The organism is Streptomyces sp. NPDC026515, from assembly GCF_055567595.1.
On record NZ_JBVHQD010000007.1, the window covers coordinates 187,017 to 203,725 of the forward strand.

The 16,709-nt window shown below is 70.0% G+C and carries 15 protein-coding genes; 8 read left to right on the forward strand and 7 right to left on the reverse strand.

Annotation, left to right across the window (positions count from 1 at the left end; all coding sequences use genetic code 11):
• Positions 1-122 precede the first annotated feature (122 nt).
• The 5 genes from ACZ4O3_RS16255 to ACZ4O3_RS16275 all read left to right on the forward strand — a co-directional run bounded on the left by ACZ4O3_RS16255 (position 123) and on the right by ACZ4O3_RS16275 (position 4,514).
• Positions 123-809, forward strand: a complete 687-nt coding sequence (locus ACZ4O3_RS16255) for a maleylpyruvate isomerase family mycothiol-dependent enzyme (RefSeq protein ID WP_362727508.1) — start codon at positions 123-125, stop codon at positions 807-809.
• Positions 810-853: 44 nt separating this feature from the next.
• The gene (locus ACZ4O3_RS16260; protein ID WP_362727506.1) at positions 854-1,510 is read left to right on the forward strand and encodes an MBL fold metallo-hydrolase; all 657 of its coding nucleotides are present in this window, start codon (positions 854-856) and stop codon (positions 1,508-1,510) included.
• Positions 1,511-1,963: 453 nt separating this feature from the next.
• Complete coding sequence (locus ACZ4O3_RS16265; protein WP_362732870.1) at positions 1,964-2,848, forward strand: ABC transporter substrate-binding protein; 885 nt, start codon at positions 1,964-1,966, stop codon at positions 2,846-2,848.
• The gene (locus ACZ4O3_RS16270) at positions 2,845-3,765 is read left to right on the forward strand and encodes an amino acid ABC transporter permease (RefSeq protein ID WP_467722600.1); all 921 of its coding nucleotides are present in this window, start codon (positions 2,845-2,847) and stop codon (positions 3,763-3,765) included. The genes ACZ4O3_RS16265 and ACZ4O3_RS16270 overlap by 4 nt, the downstream gene beginning before the upstream one ends.
• Positions 3,762-4,514: an amino acid ABC transporter ATP-binding protein gene (locus tag ACZ4O3_RS16275; RefSeq protein WP_362731055.1), complete on the forward strand. Its 753-nt coding sequence runs from the start codon at positions 3,762-3,764 to the stop codon at positions 4,512-4,514. The genes ACZ4O3_RS16270 and ACZ4O3_RS16275 overlap by 4 nt, the downstream gene beginning before the upstream one ends.
• Before the next feature lie 4 nt (positions 4,515-4,518).
• On the opposite strand, the gene aroQ is transcribed toward ACZ4O3_RS16275, so the two are convergent.
• On the reverse strand, positions 4,519-4,992 hold the full coding sequence (aroQ, locus tag ACZ4O3_RS16280; protein WP_362731057.1) for a type II 3-dehydroquinate dehydratase: 474 nt from the start codon (positions 4,990-4,992) through the stop codon (positions 4,519-4,521).
• A gap of 139 nt (positions 4,993-5,131) precedes the next feature.
• On the opposite strand from aroQ, the gene ACZ4O3_RS16285 reads away from it, so the two are divergent.
• Complete coding sequence (locus tag ACZ4O3_RS16285) at positions 5,132-6,436, forward strand: MFS transporter (RefSeq protein ID WP_467722602.1); 1,305 nt, start codon at positions 5,132-5,134, stop codon at positions 6,434-6,436.
• A 9-nt stretch (positions 6,437-6,445) separates the two neighbouring features.
• Here the strand turns inward: ACZ4O3_RS16285 and ACZ4O3_RS16290 are convergent, their stop codons facing one another.
• The 6 genes from ACZ4O3_RS16290 to ACZ4O3_RS16315 form a co-directional block, all read right to left on the reverse strand.
• Positions 6,446-7,546: a calcium:cation antiporter gene (locus tag ACZ4O3_RS16290; protein ID WP_362719120.1), complete on the reverse strand. Its 1,101-nt coding sequence runs from the start codon at positions 7,544-7,546 to the stop codon at positions 6,446-6,448.
• 381 nt (positions 7,547-7,927) lie between these two features.
• Positions 7,928-8,926 (reverse strand): TerC/Alx family metal homeostasis membrane protein, encoded by a 999-nt coding sequence (locus ACZ4O3_RS16295; RefSeq protein ID WP_362719114.1) that lies wholly within the window; start codon positions 8,924-8,926, stop codon positions 7,928-7,930.
• Between the two features lie 222 nt (positions 8,927-9,148).
• Positions 9,149-11,110, reverse strand: a complete 1,962-nt coding sequence (locus tag ACZ4O3_RS16300; RefSeq protein WP_467722604.1) for a TerD family protein — start codon at positions 11,108-11,110, stop codon at positions 9,149-9,151.
• A 55-nt stretch (positions 11,111-11,165) separates the two neighbouring features.
• Positions 11,166-11,744, reverse strand: coding sequence for a TerD family protein (locus ACZ4O3_RS16305; protein ID WP_362714946.1), 579 nt, complete (start codon positions 11,742-11,744; stop codon positions 11,166-11,168).
• A gap of 158 nt (positions 11,745-11,902) precedes the next feature.
• Positions 11,903-14,050, reverse strand: coding sequence for an excinuclease ABC subunit UvrB (gene uvrB / locus ACZ4O3_RS16310; protein ID WP_362714949.1), 2,148 nt, complete (start codon positions 14,048-14,050; stop codon positions 11,903-11,905).
• 40 nt (positions 14,051-14,090) lie between these two features.
• The gene (locus tag ACZ4O3_RS16315; RefSeq protein WP_467722606.1) at positions 14,091-14,957 is read right to left on the reverse strand and encodes an MHYT domain-containing protein; all 867 of its coding nucleotides are present in this window, start codon (positions 14,955-14,957) and stop codon (positions 14,091-14,093) included.
• A gap of 276 nt (positions 14,958-15,233) precedes the next feature.
• Between ACZ4O3_RS16315 and ACZ4O3_RS16320 the strand changes: the two genes are divergently transcribed.
• Together ACZ4O3_RS16320 and ACZ4O3_RS16325 are read left to right on the forward strand one after the other, a co-directional pair.
• The gene (locus ACZ4O3_RS16320) at positions 15,234-16,103 is read left to right on the forward strand and encodes a glycerophosphodiester phosphodiesterase (protein WP_362714955.1); all 870 of its coding nucleotides are present in this window, start codon (positions 15,234-15,236) and stop codon (positions 16,101-16,103) included.
• Positions 16,104-16,152: 49 nt separating this feature from the next.
• A complete protein-coding gene (locus tag ACZ4O3_RS16325; protein ID WP_467722608.1) occupies positions 16,153-16,707 on the forward strand; it encodes a methylated-DNA--[protein]-cysteine S-methyltransferase in 555 nt (184 codons plus the stop codon).
• Positions 16,708-16,709 lie beyond the last annotated feature (2 nt).

The window sequence follows — 16,709 nt, forward strand, 5'->3', positions numbered from 1 at the left end:
TAAACAATCCCGGACCATCCAGCATGCCCGACCCCGCCACCGACGATATAGCACGCGCATTCGAATTACGGACCAAGCGCGAAACCTTCACCCGATGGAGTGGCGGAGCTAGTGTCGGCCCCATGATTGATCACGCTCATGACCTGGCGTCTGTACGGGAAGCGACGGACCGGCTCCTCACCGCAGTCGCCGAACTGGACAACGCGTCCGTGGCGCGACCGTCACGGCTGCCCGGTTGGACGGTCGGTCACGTCCTGGCCCACCTCGCCCGCAACGCGGACGCGCTCACGAACGTCCTCGACGGACGTCCCATGTACGTCTCCGGCGAGGCCCGGAACGCCGACATCGCGCGCGACGCCCCGCGCCCGCTCGACGCCCAGCTCGCCGACCTGCGCGAGAGCGACGCCCGTTTCCGCGTGCGCGGAGCCGCCCCAGCGGACTGGACGCGCACGGTGGAGCTGCGCAACGGGGTCACCGACAGTGCGGCGCGGGTGCCGTTCCGGCGCTGGGCCGAGGTCGAGCTGCACCATGTCGACCTGGGGATCGGGTACGAGCTGGAGGATGTTCCGGCGGACTTCACGGAACGGGAGATCGACTTCCTCGCGGACCGCTTTCTCGCGCATCCCGACGTTCCCGCGACGAGGATCACGGACGGCACGCGCGCGTGGCGCACCGGACGGCAGGCCCCCCGGCCGGAGGTCACCGTCACCGGACGGCCCGCGGACCTGCTGGGCTGGCTCGCCGGGCGGCGTGCCGGGACCGCCCTGGAGGTACTCGGCGGGACGCTGCCCGCGCTTCCTCCGCTGTAGCGCACGTCACCTCGACGGCCACTCCCCGCTATAGGCTGAGCGTCATGACGTACAGCGGAGAGGTCACGGTCGGCGGACCGGCGGACGTGCACGAGCTCAAGGACCTGATGATCACCAAGATCGCGGTCGGGCCCATGAACAACAACGCCTATCTGCTGCGCTGTCGCGCCACGGACGAGCAGCTGCTGATCGACGCGGCCAACGACGCGGAGACGCTCCTCGGCACGATCGGTGACGACGGCATCGCGTCCGTCGTCACCACGCACCAGCACGGCGACCACTGGCAGGCGCTGGCCGAGGTCGTCGCCGCCACCGGCGCACGGACGTACGCGGGCCGCGAGGACGCCTCCGGCATCCCGGTCACGACCGACGTCGCCGTCGACGACGGCGACGTCATCCGGGTCGGCCAGGTCGAGTTGACCGCCCGCCATCTCGTCGGTCACACCCCCGGCTCCATCGCCCTGGTCTACGACGACCCGCACGGCCACCCGCACGTCTTCACCGGGGACTGCCTCTTCCCCGGCGGTGTCGGCAACACGCGCAAGGACGCGAAGGCCTTCGCGAGCCTGATCCGTGATGTCGAGACGAAGATCTTCGACGCGCTCCCGGACGAGACCTGGGTGTATCCGGGGCACGGCAACGACACCACGCTGGGCACCGAGCGCCCGCACCTTCCGGAGTGGCACGCACGCGGGTGGTGAACCCTGGGCCTGAGCCGTCCAAGTGAACCGCGTGTACGAGGTGCGGGGTTGAAGTGCGCGGCCCGGCGTAGGGGCCCCGGCGCGCTCGGCGTGCGGTTCACAACTCCCGCCCGGCGCACGCCCCTTCACCCGCGCCCCGCGCACACAACCTCACACGCCCCGCGCGGGGCCGACGCGCGCCCCGTGTGAACGGTTCGCACGCGCCGGGGTGCAGCGCACGCTCCCCTCGCGCGTCGCCGCGCGGTCAACTGGTGACGGCCCCGCACAGGATGACGGCTCCTGCGCGGTACGGGCCGCCGGTCATCATTCCCCGCCCTCGACCGGCGGCCCTGGCGGGGTCGCCCCGCAACCCGCAGCGGGCACCGTTCACACGACCGCAACACCGGTTCCCAGCATGCGGACAGGTAACCCTTTGACCTGGACATACGCGGCGTTCGCTGTCACTCTCCGGCCATGCATCCTGCCCCGAGCGCACTGCGCAGCGCTGTCGCCGCCGCCACCATAGCCCTGCTCGCCACCGCTGTCGGCTGCGCTCCGCAGCCGGAGGAGAAGGCGTCCGGCGGATCTTCCTCGTCGGACCGAACCACCTGCGCCAGGGGTAAGTTGACGACCCGGACCTCCGGCAAGCTGACGATCGCGACGGACGAACCGGCCTACGAGCCGTGGTTCAAGGACGACAAGCCGGCCGACGGCGAGGGGTTCGAGTCAGCGGTCGCGTACGCCGTCGCGAAGCAACTGGGTTATGACAAGAGTGCGGTCGTCTGGCAGAGCGTGCCGTTCAACAAGGCGTTCGCGCCCGGTGCGAAGACCTTCGACTTCGACATCAACCAGGTGTCCATCAGCGCCGAGCGCAAGAAGGCCGTGGACTTCTCGTCGGGTTACTACGACGTCCGTCAGGCGGTCATCGCGCTCAAGGGCAGCAAGGCCGCGAAGGCGACGGGTATCGCGGATCTGAAGGGGCTGAAGCTGGGAGCCCAGGTCGGCACCACCAGCCTCGAGTACATCACCGACGTGGTGAAGCCGTCGCAGCAGCCCGCCGTGTACGCCAAGAACGACCAGGCCAAGTCGGCGCTGAAGAACGGCCAGGTGGACGCGATCGTGGTCGACCTGCCGACCGCCTTCTACATCACCTCGGCCGAGGTGACGAACGCGGAGGTCGTCGGCCAGTTCGAGAACCAGGGCCGCGCGCCCGAGCAGTTCGGTCTGGTCCTCGACAAGGGCAGCGCGCTCACCTCGTGCGTCACGAGCGCGGTGGACGCCCTGCGGCGGGACGGCACACTGGCGAAGATCGAGCAGCAGTGGCTGTCCGACGCGGTCGACGCCCCGGTGCTCAAGTGACCGTCACCGAGGACGGGCCCGGACGGGAGGGCGCGGACGGCACGAGCGGCATGTCCGCGCACGCGGACGACGGCTACACGCCCTCCGAACGGCGGCTGGAGCGGGAGCGCCACAGGCGGGTCCGCGCCCGGCGCGCCACCGCGATCGCCGCCCTCTCGACGCTGGTCACGGCGGCCGTGCTCTACCTGGTCGTCGTGAACGCGCCCGGCTGGCCGCGCACCAGGGAGACGTTCTTCAACGGGCAGTACGCGCGCGAGGCGTTGCCGAAGGTCCTCGAAGGGCTGTGGCTGAACGTCCGGCTGCTGCTCGTCTGCGGCGCCGCCGTACTCGTCCTCGGCATGCTGATCGCCATCGCGCGTACGCTGCGCGGGCCGGTGTTCTTCCCGCTGCGTGCGCTCGCAGCGGCGTACACCGACTTCTTCCGCGGGCTGCCGCTGCTGATCAACCTGATGATCGTGGTGCTGGGCGTCCCGGCGCTGCGCCTCCAGGGCGTGACGGTCGATCCGGTGCTGCTGGGCGGTACCGCGCTGACGCTGACGTACTCCGCCTATGTGGCCGAGGTGTTCCGCGCCGGCATCGAGTCCGTTCACCCCTCGCAGCGCGCGGCGGCCCGCTCCCTCGGCCTCAGCAACCGGCAGGCACTGCGCCACGTCGTGCTTCCGCAGGCGGTACGGCGTCAGGTTCCGCCGCTGCTGAACGACCTGGTGTCGCTCCAGAAGGACACCGGTCTCGTGTCGATCGGCGGCGCGATCGACGCCGTACGGGCGGCGGACATCATCGTGGGCCGCAGTCTCAACTACACGCCGTACATCGTCGCCGGGCTGGTCTTCGTGGCGCTGACCATCCCGATGACCCGCTTCACGGACTGGGTGACGGCACGGATGGACCGGCAGCGGGCCCAGGGAGGATCCATATGAACGACGCACCTGTCCTGCGCATGGAGTCTGTCCGCAAGACATTCGGCGGTTCGGTGGTGCTGCGCGACGTGGACCTGGCGGTCGCCCCGCACACGGTGACCGCGCTGATCGGGGCGTCCGGCTCCGGCAAGTCGACGCTGCTGCGCTGTGCCAACCTCCTCGAGGAGATAGACGACGGCGCGATCTGGCTGGACGGCGAGGAGATCACCGCTCCGCGCGCGGACCGGGACGCGGTACGCCGCCGCATCGGCGTGGTCTTCCAGTCGTACAACCTCTTCCCGCACATGACCGTGCTGGACAACATCACCCTGGCACCGCGCCGGGTGCACGGCGTCTCCCGCGCGGAGGCCGAGGAACGGGCCCGGGAGCTCCTGGAGCGCCTCGGACTGGGTGACAGGACGGGCGCCTACCCGGACCGGCTGAGCGGCGGTCAGCAGCAGCGGGTGGCGATCGTGCGCGCCCTGGCGGTACGGCCCCGGCTGCTGCTGCTCGACGAGGTCACCGCCGCCCTCGACCCGGAGCTGGTCGGCGAGGTACTCGCCGTGGTCCGCGGCCTGAAGGACGAGGGCATGACCATGGTGCTGGCGACGCACGAGATGGGCTTCGCACGGGACGTCGCCGACCAGGTCTGCTTCCTCGACGGCGGTGTCGTGCTCGAACGCGGCAGCCCCGAGCAGGTGTTCGGCGATCCGCGGCAGGAGCGCACCCGGCGCTTCCTGCGGCGGATCGTGGAGGCCGGACGGCTCTGAGGCGTCAGGCGTCGGCGGTGGCCGCGCCGGCCAGCGCCGCCACCCGCTCGACGCCGAACACATAGCCCTGCACACCGCATCCGGCGATCACCCCGTCGGCACGCAGGGAGACATAGGAGTGGTGCCGGAACGACTCGCGCTTGTGGATGTTGGAGATGTGGACCTCCAACACGGGCATCCCGTCGCAGGTGTTGAGGGCATCCAGGATGGCGACCGAGGTGTGCGAGTAGGCGCCCGGGTTGATGACGATCCCGCAGTGGTTCAGGCGCGCCTCGTGGATCCAGTCGACCAGTTCGCCCTCGTGGTTGGACTGCCGGAAGTCCACGGTGCCGCCGTGCGCGGCCGCCGCCTTGACGCAGAGGGCCTCGACGTCGGCGAGCGTGTCGGAGCCGTAGATCTCGGGCTGACGCTGGCCGAGCAGGTTCAGGTTGGGCCCGTTGAGGATCATGATCGGGGCGTTGGCCAGGGTGCGGGGCACGCTTCCTCCGGTCCGTTCGGACGATGAGCGGCCCTGGGCGGACCGCGGGTCAGACCGGTTTATCACGGTGCGCCGAGGCGCCCGCGAAGGGCGCCGTGCGCCCCCGTAACGGACGGTCACCCTGGGTAGTTGACGCGGCATGCGCGATGTACGCACCGTAAGGGTTCCCTCGATGCTGCGGCTGGCGGCCGCCTCGCTCGCCGGGACCGCCATCGAGTTCTACGACTTCTTCGTCTACGGCACAGCCGCGGCGCTCGTCCTGGGGCCGCTGTTCTTCCCGACGTTCTCACCGCTCGCGGGGACGCTGGCGGCTTTCGGTACGTTCGGCGTGGGGTTCGTGGCCCGCCCGCTGGGCTCGGTGCTGTTCGGGCATATCGGAGACCGGCGCGGCCGGCGTCCGGTCCTGGTCTCGTCCCTGCTGCTGACCGGCGCCTCGACGGTCGCGGTCGGCTGCCTGCCGGCGTACGGCACGATCGGCGTCGCCGCGCCTGTGCTGCTGCTCGTGCTGCGCTTCCTGCAGGGGCTGGGACTCGGCGGGGAGTGGGGCGGGGCGGTGCTGCTCGCCGCGGAGCACGCGCCGCCCGGGCGGCGCGCCCTGTGGTCCAGCTTTCCTCAGATCGGCCCTGCCGTCGGGTTTCTGCTCGCCAACGGCGTGATGCTGGCGCTGTCCGCGTCGCTGTCCGAAGCGCAGTTCGCGCAGTGGGGCTGGCGGGTGCCGTTCTGGGCGGCGGGGGCGCTGGCGCTGAGCGGGCTGTGGCTGCGTTCGTCGCTGGCCGAGAGCCCGAGGTTCCTGGAGCTCGACGACCACGCGCGCGTGCCGATCGCCGAGGCCGTACGCCATCACTGGCGGACGGTGCTGCTGACGGCAGGGGCACTCGCGGTCGGGTACGCGGTGTTCTACGCGGTGACCACCTGGTCGCTGGCGTACGGGACGGAACGGCTCGGGGTGAGCCGTACCGTCATGCTCGTCTGCATCATGGCCGCCGTGGTGGTGAAGGGCTCGCTCACGCCGGTGATGGCCCTGCTCGGCGACCGCTACGGACGACGGCCGCTGTGTCTCGCGGGGTGCACGGCCTCGGCGCTGTGGATGTTCCCGATGGTCGCGCTGCTGGCGACCGGTGAACCCCTGCTGATGTTCCTCGGGTTCACGGGCGCGCTGATCGCCTTCATCGCCATGTTCGCGGTCGTCGCCGCCTATCTGCCGGAGCTCTACGAGCCCCGGGTGCGCTGCACCGGTGCCGCTGTCGGCTACAACCTCGGCGGGGTGCTCGGGGGCGCGCTCACTCCGATCGTCGCGACAGCGCTGGCGGAGCACAGCGGGCGCGTGCCGTGGGCCGTGGGGACCTATCTGACGGCGATCGCGCTGCTGAGCCTCGGCTGCTTCGCACTGCTGCCGGAGACGCGCCCGGTGCCGGTGGCGGCGGCCGAGCCGGTCACCGGCTGAGTGCGGCGTCTACGGGTTGATCGCCAGCTCCAGGTAGGCGGCGAACAGCACCAGGTGGACGCCGCCCTGGAGCGGCGTGGCCCGGCCCGGCACGACCGTGAGGGAGCTGACCACCACGGTGAGCGCGAGCAGCAGCATGTGGGTCGCGCCGAGACCGAGGAGCAGCGGGCCGGTGAGCCAGATGGAGGCGAGCGCGACGGCCGGTATGGTCAGGCCGATGCTGGCCATGGCCGAGCCCAGCGCCAGGTTGAGGCTGGTCTGCACGCGGTCGCGGCGGGCGGCGCGCAGGGCGGCGATGGTCTCGGGGAGCAGCACCAGCAGGGCGATGATCACACCGACGACGGCTTGGTGCAGTCCGGCCGCCTGCACACCGGACTCGATGGTCGGTGACACGCCCTTGGCCAGACCGACGACGCCGACGAGGGCGAGGCCCAGCAGTCCGAGGCTGATCCAGGCGGTGAGCGCGGAGGGGGCATCGGCGTGGTCGTCGCCGTCGATCACCTCGCCCTGCCTGGTGATCGGAAGGAAGTAGTCGCGGTGCCGCACGGTCTGGGTGGCGACGAACAGGCCGTACAGGATCAGTGAGGACAGGGCCGCGAAGGTCAGCTGTACTCCGGAGAACTCCGGACCCGGTTTGCTGGTGGTGAAGGTCGGCAGGACCAGGCTGAGTGTGGCCAGGGTGGCCACGGTGGCGAGGGCGGCGCCGGTGCCCTCGGGGTTGAAGACCGCGGTGCCGTGGCGCAAGGAGGCGACGAGGAGACAGACGCCGACGATGCCGTTGCAAGTGATCATCACGGCGGCGAAGACGGTGTCCCGGGCCAGGGTGGAGCTCTTGTCACCGCCGTCGACCATGAGGGTGACGATCAGGGCCACCTCGATGATCGTGACGGCGATGGCGAGGACCAGGGAGCCGAAGGGTTCGCCGACACGGTGGGCGACGACCTCGGCATGGTGGACGGCGGCGAGGACGGATCCGGCGAGTACCACGGTCACCAGTGCGACGACCGCGCCCGACAGATCGCGGCCCCAGGTGAACAGGAGCAGGACGACCGCGAGCACCGGCACGAGGAACGTCCACTGGGTGGTGAGCGACCTGAGCCGAATGATCATGCAGCGATGGTGACAGAGGCGTACTGGGTTCGCATTCCGGTCCTTTCGGGTACCGGGGGCCTGCCGCCGGCGCGGTACGGCCCCAGTTGAACTCGATCACGCCCAGGTAGCGGCCCGGCCGGCTCCGGTCCCTGAGGATCAGTCGGCGCATCGGGCTGTTCTCGCCGCCGGCGTGCTGGCTGCCCAACTCGTCGGCGAGGGCCCTCATCTCGTCGATGCGGTCGGTCTCGAAGTCGACGATCTGGGCGAATGTCACGGTTGCCTCCACCAGGTGGCGGCACTCCCGGTCGGGGACACTCCGCCACCCGGCGAAGCACCGGGAGCGGTGGGTCGGCAATGCGCTGCGCACCGCTCCACGGGGTGGTCCTACGTCCGACGTGGTCAGACGTCGACACTGTCCTTCGGAGCGCCTTCGCTCCGGCCCCGCGCCGCCTCGGCCGCCTGCTTCCCGGAGGCCCTCAGGCTGGTGATCGTGGTGACGATCAGAACCGCGCAGATCACGCCGAGCGAGACCGGGATGCTGATCTCCGGGACGTGCACACCGGACTCGTGCAGAGCGTGCAGCACGAGCTTCACACCGATGAAGCCGAGGATGATCGACAGACCGTACGACAGATGGACCAGCTTCCTCAGCAGTCCGCCGATGAGGAAGTACAGCTGCCGCAGACCCATCAGCGCGAAGGCGTTGGCCGTGAAGACGATGTACGGGTCCTGCGTGAGACCGAAGATCGCAGGGATGGAGTCCAGCGCGAACAGGACGTCGGTCGAACCGATCGCAAGCATCACGACCAGCATCGGGGTCATGACCCGCTTGCCGTTCTGCTGGATCCACAGCTTGGTGCCGTGGTACCGGTCGGCCACGCCGAACCTGCGCTCCGCGGCCTTGAGCAGTTTGTTCTCCTCGAACTCCTCTTCCTCCTCGTCGGCGCGGGCCTCCTGGATCAGCTTCCAGGCGGTCCAGATGAGGAAGGCGCCGAACAGGAAGAACACCCACGAGAAGCTGGCGAGGATCGCGGCGCCCGCGGCGATGAAGATCGCCCGCAGGACCAGGGCTATGAGGACGCCGACCAGCAGCACCCGCTGCTGGTACTGCGAGGGCACGGCGAACTTCGCCATGATCAGGACGAAGACGAAGAGGTTGTCGACGCTCAGCGACTTCTCGGTGATGTAGCCCGCGAAGAACTCACCGGCGGGCCGGCCGCCACCGAAGAGGAACAGGCCGATGCCGAAGAGTCCGGCCAGGGCGATCCAGACGACGGTCCAGATCCCGGCTTCCTTGATGGACACGTCGTGAGGTTTGCGGCCGATGAAGAAGTCGGCCCCGATGAGGGCTGCCAGCCCCAAGATGGTGAGGACCCAAAGGGTCACGGACACATCCACTGCGCCTCCGGTTTGTGAATGGCAAAGGGTCAGCGTTGTCGCTGCCGGAGGTCTCTTCCACCCGAGACGGGCCGACGCCCCGGGATCCGGTCGGATCCGTATTGACGGGTACGCCGCAGCAGACAGGGAGTACTCCCCTCCGTGAGGAAAACAGTACCCCAATCACCAAGGATTGGTAAAGCGCCAGGTAAAGGGGAGGGCGAATTGGCTGGTCAGAGGACTTTACATACGCTTGGTACAAGCGATCGCGACCTGGCGGAGCACGTGCTGGAGCACCTGGCTGCCGGGAGGCACACGGCAGGGCTCGTACGTCCAGGCATGCCCCACCCACGGGTCGGCCAGGTGGTCGTCCGGCACCGGCGTGAGTCGCATCAGTGAACGCCACAGTGGATCGAGCAACGGTCCGTAGGCGGCGGCGTCCTCGCGGTCGGCGACCAGCAGGAGATGGACACCGGCGTCCGGACCTTCATCCGCGAGATACCTCAGCTGCGTGACGGCTCGTTCGTCGAAACCGTGCGGGAACTCGTTGACGATCAGCAGGTGCCGTGAGGTGTCCAGGCCGGGCGGCAGGGCGTCCGCCGCGCCACCGCGTACGGCCATCCGCACCAGGTCGACGCGCTCGGTCAGCCGGCCCAGCACCTCCGCCACCCCGGCCGCGCCGGTCGCGGGCGGCCCGGCCAGTACGCCGGCTCCCGTCAGCGAGGCGAGTGCGGCGGCGCCCGAACCGGCCGGATCGATGACCTGCACGCCGAACTCACCGGCCGGGTGCACGGCGAGCAGCCGGGCCGCGAGCGCCACCGCCGTGTCCAGAGCAAGGTGCCTCAGCTCACCGGCGTCGGGAAAGCCGCCGTCGGGAGTCGAGGTGAGGCCGCTGTCCATCCACAGACCCCGCTCCAGCGGCAACCGGACCAGCAGCGGAATGCGCAGCGGATCGCTCTCGGCGAGGTGGAGGTCGCCCAGGCGCACGGCCATCGGCATGTCCGTCGGTACCCGGTAGGCGTGCCAGACAGGGTTGTCCCACCGTGCGTACGCCGGTGGCAGGGCGGGCTCGACGACCTCGGACTCGGCGGTGAGCTGGGTCAGGTCGCGGTCGAGGACCGCCTGGGCCTGGTCGACCAGTTGAGCCCGCCGGGCGCGGGCCGCCTCGCGTGCGGCGTCGCCCGCCGAGCCCAGGCGGTTACGCGGGTCGGCGAGGACCTGGTCGAGATCCTTCTCCATCCGGGACTCGGCGAAGTCGACGGCGCTGCGGTAGGCGGCGGTGGAGCGGGCCAGGTCCTCGAACATGCCCCAGACCTGGTTGTACAGCCGCTCGTCCATGGACCAGCCGACCGCATCGCCCGCGACGGGCGGCACGGGTCCGTCGGCCGGAGCCGGCGGAGCCGGGGTGGGCGCCTCCGGGACCGTGGGCACGGACTGCCGGCGGCGCTTGGGATGCGTGTGGTCGACGGGGCCGTCGGCGGGTGCCGCAGCCTCGGCGGCAGCGCGTTCCTCTGGTGCCGGGGACCGCCCGCCGGCGGGGGCCTGGACGTCGTACGGGGACCCTGCGACGGTGCCGGACGCGTCCGGACCGGCGACGGAGGCGGCCGTGGGGCGGGAGCGGCCGGTGTCCGCGGGCACCGGGACCGCCCGGGCCACGCCGCGTGCCACCGCCTCCTCGATATCGCGGGCGAGCTCGGCGGCCTGCGGCAGACCCTGGTCGGTCAGGAGCGCGGTGAGGCCCTGCGCGTAACCCTGGCCCACCGCGCGGATCTTCCAGGCGCCCTGGCGGCGGTAGAGCTCCAGGGCCACGACCGCCGACTCGGCGTCCAGGCCGGCGAGGGTGTAGCCGGCGATCTCGGTGCCGTCGAGACTGGTGACGGCGGCGCGCGGCGCGGCGACCGCGCCGAAGCGGAGCGGGCCGCCGGGTGCGGCGGGCAGGGCGATCAGGACGCTGACCCGGTGCACGGTCTCGGGCAGGGCGTCGAGGTCGACGGCGAGCCGGTGTTCGGCGGCCGCCTGCCTGGGGACCTCGATCCCGGGCAGCGTGGGTGCGCCCGGGTGGGCCACCCCGTCGGCGTCCCGTACCCGGCCGGTGTCATCGGTGAGGGTGGCCCCTGCAACGACCGGCACGTCGGCCGAGATCCGGATCTCGATCCGGTTCCGCGGAAGCGGATGGTTCTGCCCGCGCGTCAATTCGGCCGACATCGCCCGTGTCCCCCTGTGTGTCGTGTCGTCGTGCGCCGCGGGCCGCGGGGCGCTCCTAGAGGACCGGCAGGATCGTGGGCACCAGGTCCTGGAAGGTACGGCCCTTGGCCGGCACACCCAGGGCCGTCAGCGTCCAGCCCGAGCCGGACCGGTGCACCTTCGCCATGATCTGGGCGGTGTACTCGCCGCCGCCGTCGAGCGTGTAGCGCGCGAGTTCCTGGCCGTTGGTCTCGTCGACCAGCCGGCAGAAGGCGTTCTGCACTTCCTGGAAGGTCTGGCCGGTGAAGGAGTTGACGGTGAAGACGATCTGGTCGATGTGGACCGGGACGCGCGCGAGGTCGACGAGGATGGCCTCGTCGTCGCCGCCGTGTCCCGCGCCGCCGACGAGGTTGTCGCCCGTGTGCCGGACGGAGCCGTCGTCGCTCACCAGGTGACGGAAGAACACGACGTCGACGGGCTGCTTGTCGGCGAACAGCACTGCCGAGGCGTCCAGGTCGATCTCCCGGGTGCGCGAACCGAACAGCCCGCGGCGGGGTGCCGCCTTCCAACCAAGACCCATGCGGACCGCGCTCAGGGAGCCGCCGTCCTTCTTCTCCAGGCTGATGGCCTGACCCTTGGTCATGTTGACGGTCACGGCTGCTGTCCCCTCGTCGGATGTCCCCGGTTGCCGCGGAGTGCGCGGTTGTCCAAAACCCTATGCAGCGCCGCTGACAGTGCCGAACCCCGGTCCGCGGTTTGTGTCGGTGTTGCAACACTTCGCGTCCTTACCGGGGTCCGGCGGCGACCCGGTGGTCAGGCCAGGCCCGCCTCCCTCATCTGGCGCAGTTCCTTCTTCATCTCGGAGACCTCGTCACGCAGCCGGGCCGCGATCTCGAACTGCAGATCCGCGGCGGCGGCACGCATACGCTCCGTCATCTCCTCGATCTGCTCAGCGAGTTCGGCCGCCGGACGGTCGGTCGGCACCGTTTCCTTCGCCTTGCCCTTGGCGGCCTTGCCCGCCTTCGCCCCCTTCGCCGCCTTGCCGCCCAGGGCCGGAACGGGTGCCTTGGCCGCCTTGCCGTCCTTCTGCCCCCGGTAGCCCGTGCCGAGCAGCTGTTCGGTGTCGACCTCTTCGCGGGCGATCTGCGCGACGATGTCGTTGATCTTCTTGCGCAGCGGCTGCGGGTCGATGCCGTTGGCCGTGTTGTAGGCGACCTGCTTCTCCCGGCGGCGGTTGGTCTCGTCGATGGCCCGCTCCATCGCCGGGGTGATCTTGTCGGCGTACATGTGGACCTGGCCGGAGACATTGCGCGCGGCGCGGCCGATGGTCTGGATGAGCGAGGTGCCGGAGCGCAGGAAGCCTTCCTTGTCGGCGTCGAGGATGGCCACCAGGGACACCTCGGGCAGGTCGAGGCCCTCACGCAGCAGGTTGATGCCGACCAGGACGTCGTACTCGCCGGAGCGCAGCTCGCGCAGCAGCTCGACGCGGCGCAGGGTGTCGACGTCGCTGTGCAGATAGCGCACCTGGATGCCGAGTTCGAGGAAGTAGTCGGTGAGGTCCTCGGCCATCTTCTTGGTGAGGGTGGTGACCAGGACCCGCTCGTCCTTCTCGGTGCGCTTGCGGATCTCGTGCACCAGGTCGTCGATCTGGCCCTCGGTGGGCTTGACGACGACCTCCGGGTCGACGAGGCCGGTGGGGCGGATGATCTGTTCGACGACGCCGTCCCCGCGCGACAGCTCATAGGTGCCGGGGGTGGCCGACAGGTACACGGCCTGCCCGATGCGCTCCTGGAACTCCTCCCACTTCAGGGGGCGGTTGTCCAGGGCGGAGGGCAGCCGGAAACCGTGGTCCACGAGGGTGCGCTTACGGGAGGCGTCGCCCTCGTACATGGCGCCGATCTGCGGCACGGTGACATGCGACTCGTCGATGACGAGGAGGAAGTCGTCCGGGAAGTAGTCGAGCAGGGTGTTGGGCGGCGAGCCGGGCGAACGGCCGTCGAAGTGCATCGAGTAGTTCTCCACGCCGGAACAGGTGCCGATCTGGCGGAGCATCTCGATGTCGTACGTGGTGCGCATGCGCAGCCGCTGGGCCTCCAGGAGCTTGCCCTGCTTCTCCAGCTCCGCGAGGCGCTCCGCCATCTCCTTCTCGATGTCGTTGACGGCCCGCTCCAGGCGCTCGGGACCCGCGATGTAGTGGGAGGCCGGGAAGACGTACAGCTGCTGGTCGTCGCTGATGATCTCGCCGGTGAGCGGGTGCAGCGTGGACAGCGCCTCGATCTCGTCGCCGAACATCTCGATGCGGACGGCGAGCTCCTCGTAGACCGGGAAGATCTCGATGGTGTCACCGCGGACGCGGAAGGTGCCCCGGGTGAACGCCATGTCGTTGCGCGTGTACTGGATGTCGACGAAACGGCGCAGCAGGAGGTCGCGGTCGATCTCGTCTCCGACCCGCAGCGGGACCATCCGGTCGACGTACTCCTGCGGTGTGCCGAGGCCGTAGATGCAGGACACGGAGGCGACCACGATGACGTCGCGGCGGGTGAGCAGCGAGTTGGTGGCGGAGTGGCGCAGTCGCTCGACCTCCTCGTTGATCGAGGAGTCCTTCTCGATGTAGGTGTCCGACTGCGGGACGTACGCCTCGGGCTGGTAGTAGTCGTAGTACGAGACGAAGTACTCGACCGCGTTGTTCGGGAGGAGCTCGCGGAACTCGTTGGCCAGCTGGGCGGCCAGGGTCTTGTTCGGCGCCATCACCAGGGTGGGGCGCTGGAGCTTCTCGATCATCCACGCGGTGGTGGCGGACTTGCCGGTGCCGGTCGCGCCGAGAAGGACGACGTCCTTCTCACCGGCCTCGACGCGCTTGGCCAGGTCGGCGATGGCCGCCGGCTGGTCGCCGCTGGGCTGGTACGGGCTGACGACCTCGAAAGGCGCCACCGTGCGTTCGATGTGGGAAACGGGCCGCATGGCATCAACCGTACGACCCCACACTGACAACCGGCTCTGATCAGCGAATCTGCGGGGTGCGGGAGCTGCGGTGGCCCTGCTGGCGGCTGATGCGCAGCTGCGGGCGGCGGCTCGGGTGGTGGGTCACCTCGTCGGCCGGGACACCCGGCTTGCGCTCGACGCGGAGCCGCTCGGGCCTGCCGATGATCATCATGGGGTCGAGGACGACGACCACGGCGGCGAGGCAGAGGAAGGCCAGCGGGCCGATCAGCATGGGGGCGAGCAAGGAGGCGGGCGAGTCACCGGGGGGCGTGCCACCGGTGTGGTGGAGGTGCACGGTCATGGCGGCCATGCCGGTGTAGTGCATACCGCTGACGGCCAGTCCCATCACGAGGCTCGCGCCGACGCTCCACAGGAAGCCGCGGACCCGCCCGGCCGCCCACAGCGCCGAGGTGGCTGCCACGACCCCTATCAGGACCGACGCGACCATGGTGAGCGTGTCGTACTCCAGGGTCCCGTTGAGGCGCAGGCCGGCCATGCCGAGGTAGTGCATCGAGGCGATGCCCAGGCCCGTGATCGTGCCGCCCGTGAAGAGCGCGGTTCCGGTGGCACCCCGGTAGCCGACTATGAAGATCCCGACACTCACCATGACGATGGCGAGGCCGAGGCTCGCAAAAGTGATCGTCTTGTCGTAGTGGACCGGCGTCTCCTTGACGCTGAACCCCATCATGGCGACGAAGTGCATGGTCCATATGCCGGAGCCGATCGCGGCCGACCCCAGGGCGAGCCAGGCGGGCCGCCAGGACTGTGCCACCAGCATCGCGCGGGTCGTGCAGCGCAGCCCGAGGGCACCGCCGAGGCAGGCCATCACGTAGGCCACCAGCGGGGTGACGACCCCGTAGCTGAATCCGTCGACCGTGCCCTGCATACGTGGCTGCCCTTCACCCTTTGCGTCCCGGAATATTTGATATGCGCCCCGTCCCAGGACCGCCCGAGCGGTCAGGGTTGACGCAGAGAGTATGACCCGCACCGGAATGGTCGAACGATTTTCCGGCAAAGAAACACGGCCTTGCCGCACTTGTGAGGCATCAGTGAGCGGACTTGGGTAAGTCCGTTCAATCTGTGGCCGTCCCGCACCCGGCCACCGTTGACTCCTTGCTGTCAGTCTTGTGCTGTACGTATTCGGCCGACATGAGGAGGACGCATGCACGCGCGTGCCGTCGCCGCCACGACCACTGCGCTGCTGGGCACGGCGGCCCTGCTCAGTCCCGTGCCCGCCGCCGGGGCCGGCGACGCCCGCGAGCCCACGGTGCTGGCGCACCGGGGTGCCTCCGCCTACGCGCCGGAGAACACGCTGCCCGCCGTCGACAAGGCGGCCGCGCTGGGCTTCACCTGGGTCGAGAACGACGTGCAGCGCACCAGGGACGGCCGGCTGGTGGTCCTCCACGACGACAGCCTCGCGCGCACCACGAACGTCGAACAGGTCTTCCCCGGCCGGGCGCCGTGGAAGGTGAAGGACTTCACCGCCGCGGAGATCGCCCGGCTGGACGCGGGCAGCTGGTTCTCGTCCTCCTGCACAGGCACGCGCGTGCCCACGCTCACGCAGTACATGCGAAGGATCGAGCACAACCACGAGAAACTGCTCCTGGAGATCAAGAACCCGGAGCTGTATCCCGGCATCGAGCGGCAGATCGTCGACCTGCTGGGGAACGAGGGCTGGCTGGACGGCCGTCACCTGGACCGGATCGTCGTGCAGAGTTTCAGCGCGGAGAGCCTGCGCGTCGTGCACGGTCTCAGGCCCGCGGTGACGACCGGCTACCTCGGCACACCGCCCGTGTCGGCCCTGCGCCGGTACGCGGGATTCACGGACCTGGTCAACCCCTCGGTGGACTCCATTTCCGCCGGTTACGTCTCCTCCGTGCACTCGTTCGACGGTCCGCACGGCAGGCCCCTGCGCGTCTTCACCTGGACGGTGAACGACGCGGCCACCACCTGGAAGGCCGTCGGCTACGGCGTCGACGGGATCATCACCAACAAGCCTGACGTGGTGCGGGCCGCGCTGCGCGCGGGCTGAGCGGAACGGGCGGACCGGGTTGTCGGTGGCGGGTCGTACGGTGGGTCGCATGGACAGCGAAGGGCAGTACGGGCAGCGGGTGGTGTGGGCCGTCGTGGGCACCGATATCGGTCCGCTGCTGTTGGCGGCGACCCGTGAGGGCCTGGTCACCGTGGTGTTCCACGCCACGGACGCGGTGCGAGAGCGGACTCTGGAGCGGCTGGCGGCCCGGCTGGGCGCCGAGCCCGTCGAGGACGCGGCGGCGCCGGTGCTGGTGGAGGCGGTACGTCAGCTGCGGGCGTACTTCGCGGGCGAGCGGCAGGACTTCGAGCTGCCGCTGGACTGGTCGCTGATCTCCGGCTTCAACCGTCAGGTGCTGCGCGAACTGGCCGCCGGCGTGCCCTACGGCAGCGTGGTCGGATATGGCGACCTGGCCGGGCGGGTCGGACAGCCCGGCGCGGCGCAGGCGGTGGGCGCGGCGATGGGCGCCAATCCGCTGCCGGTGGTCGTGCCGTGTCACCGGGTGGTGGAGAGCGACGGCGGCATCGGCGGGTTCGGCGGCGGCCTGGAGACCAAACGGAAGCTGCTCGCCCTGGAGGGCGTCCTGCCCGAGCCGCTGTTCTGAGG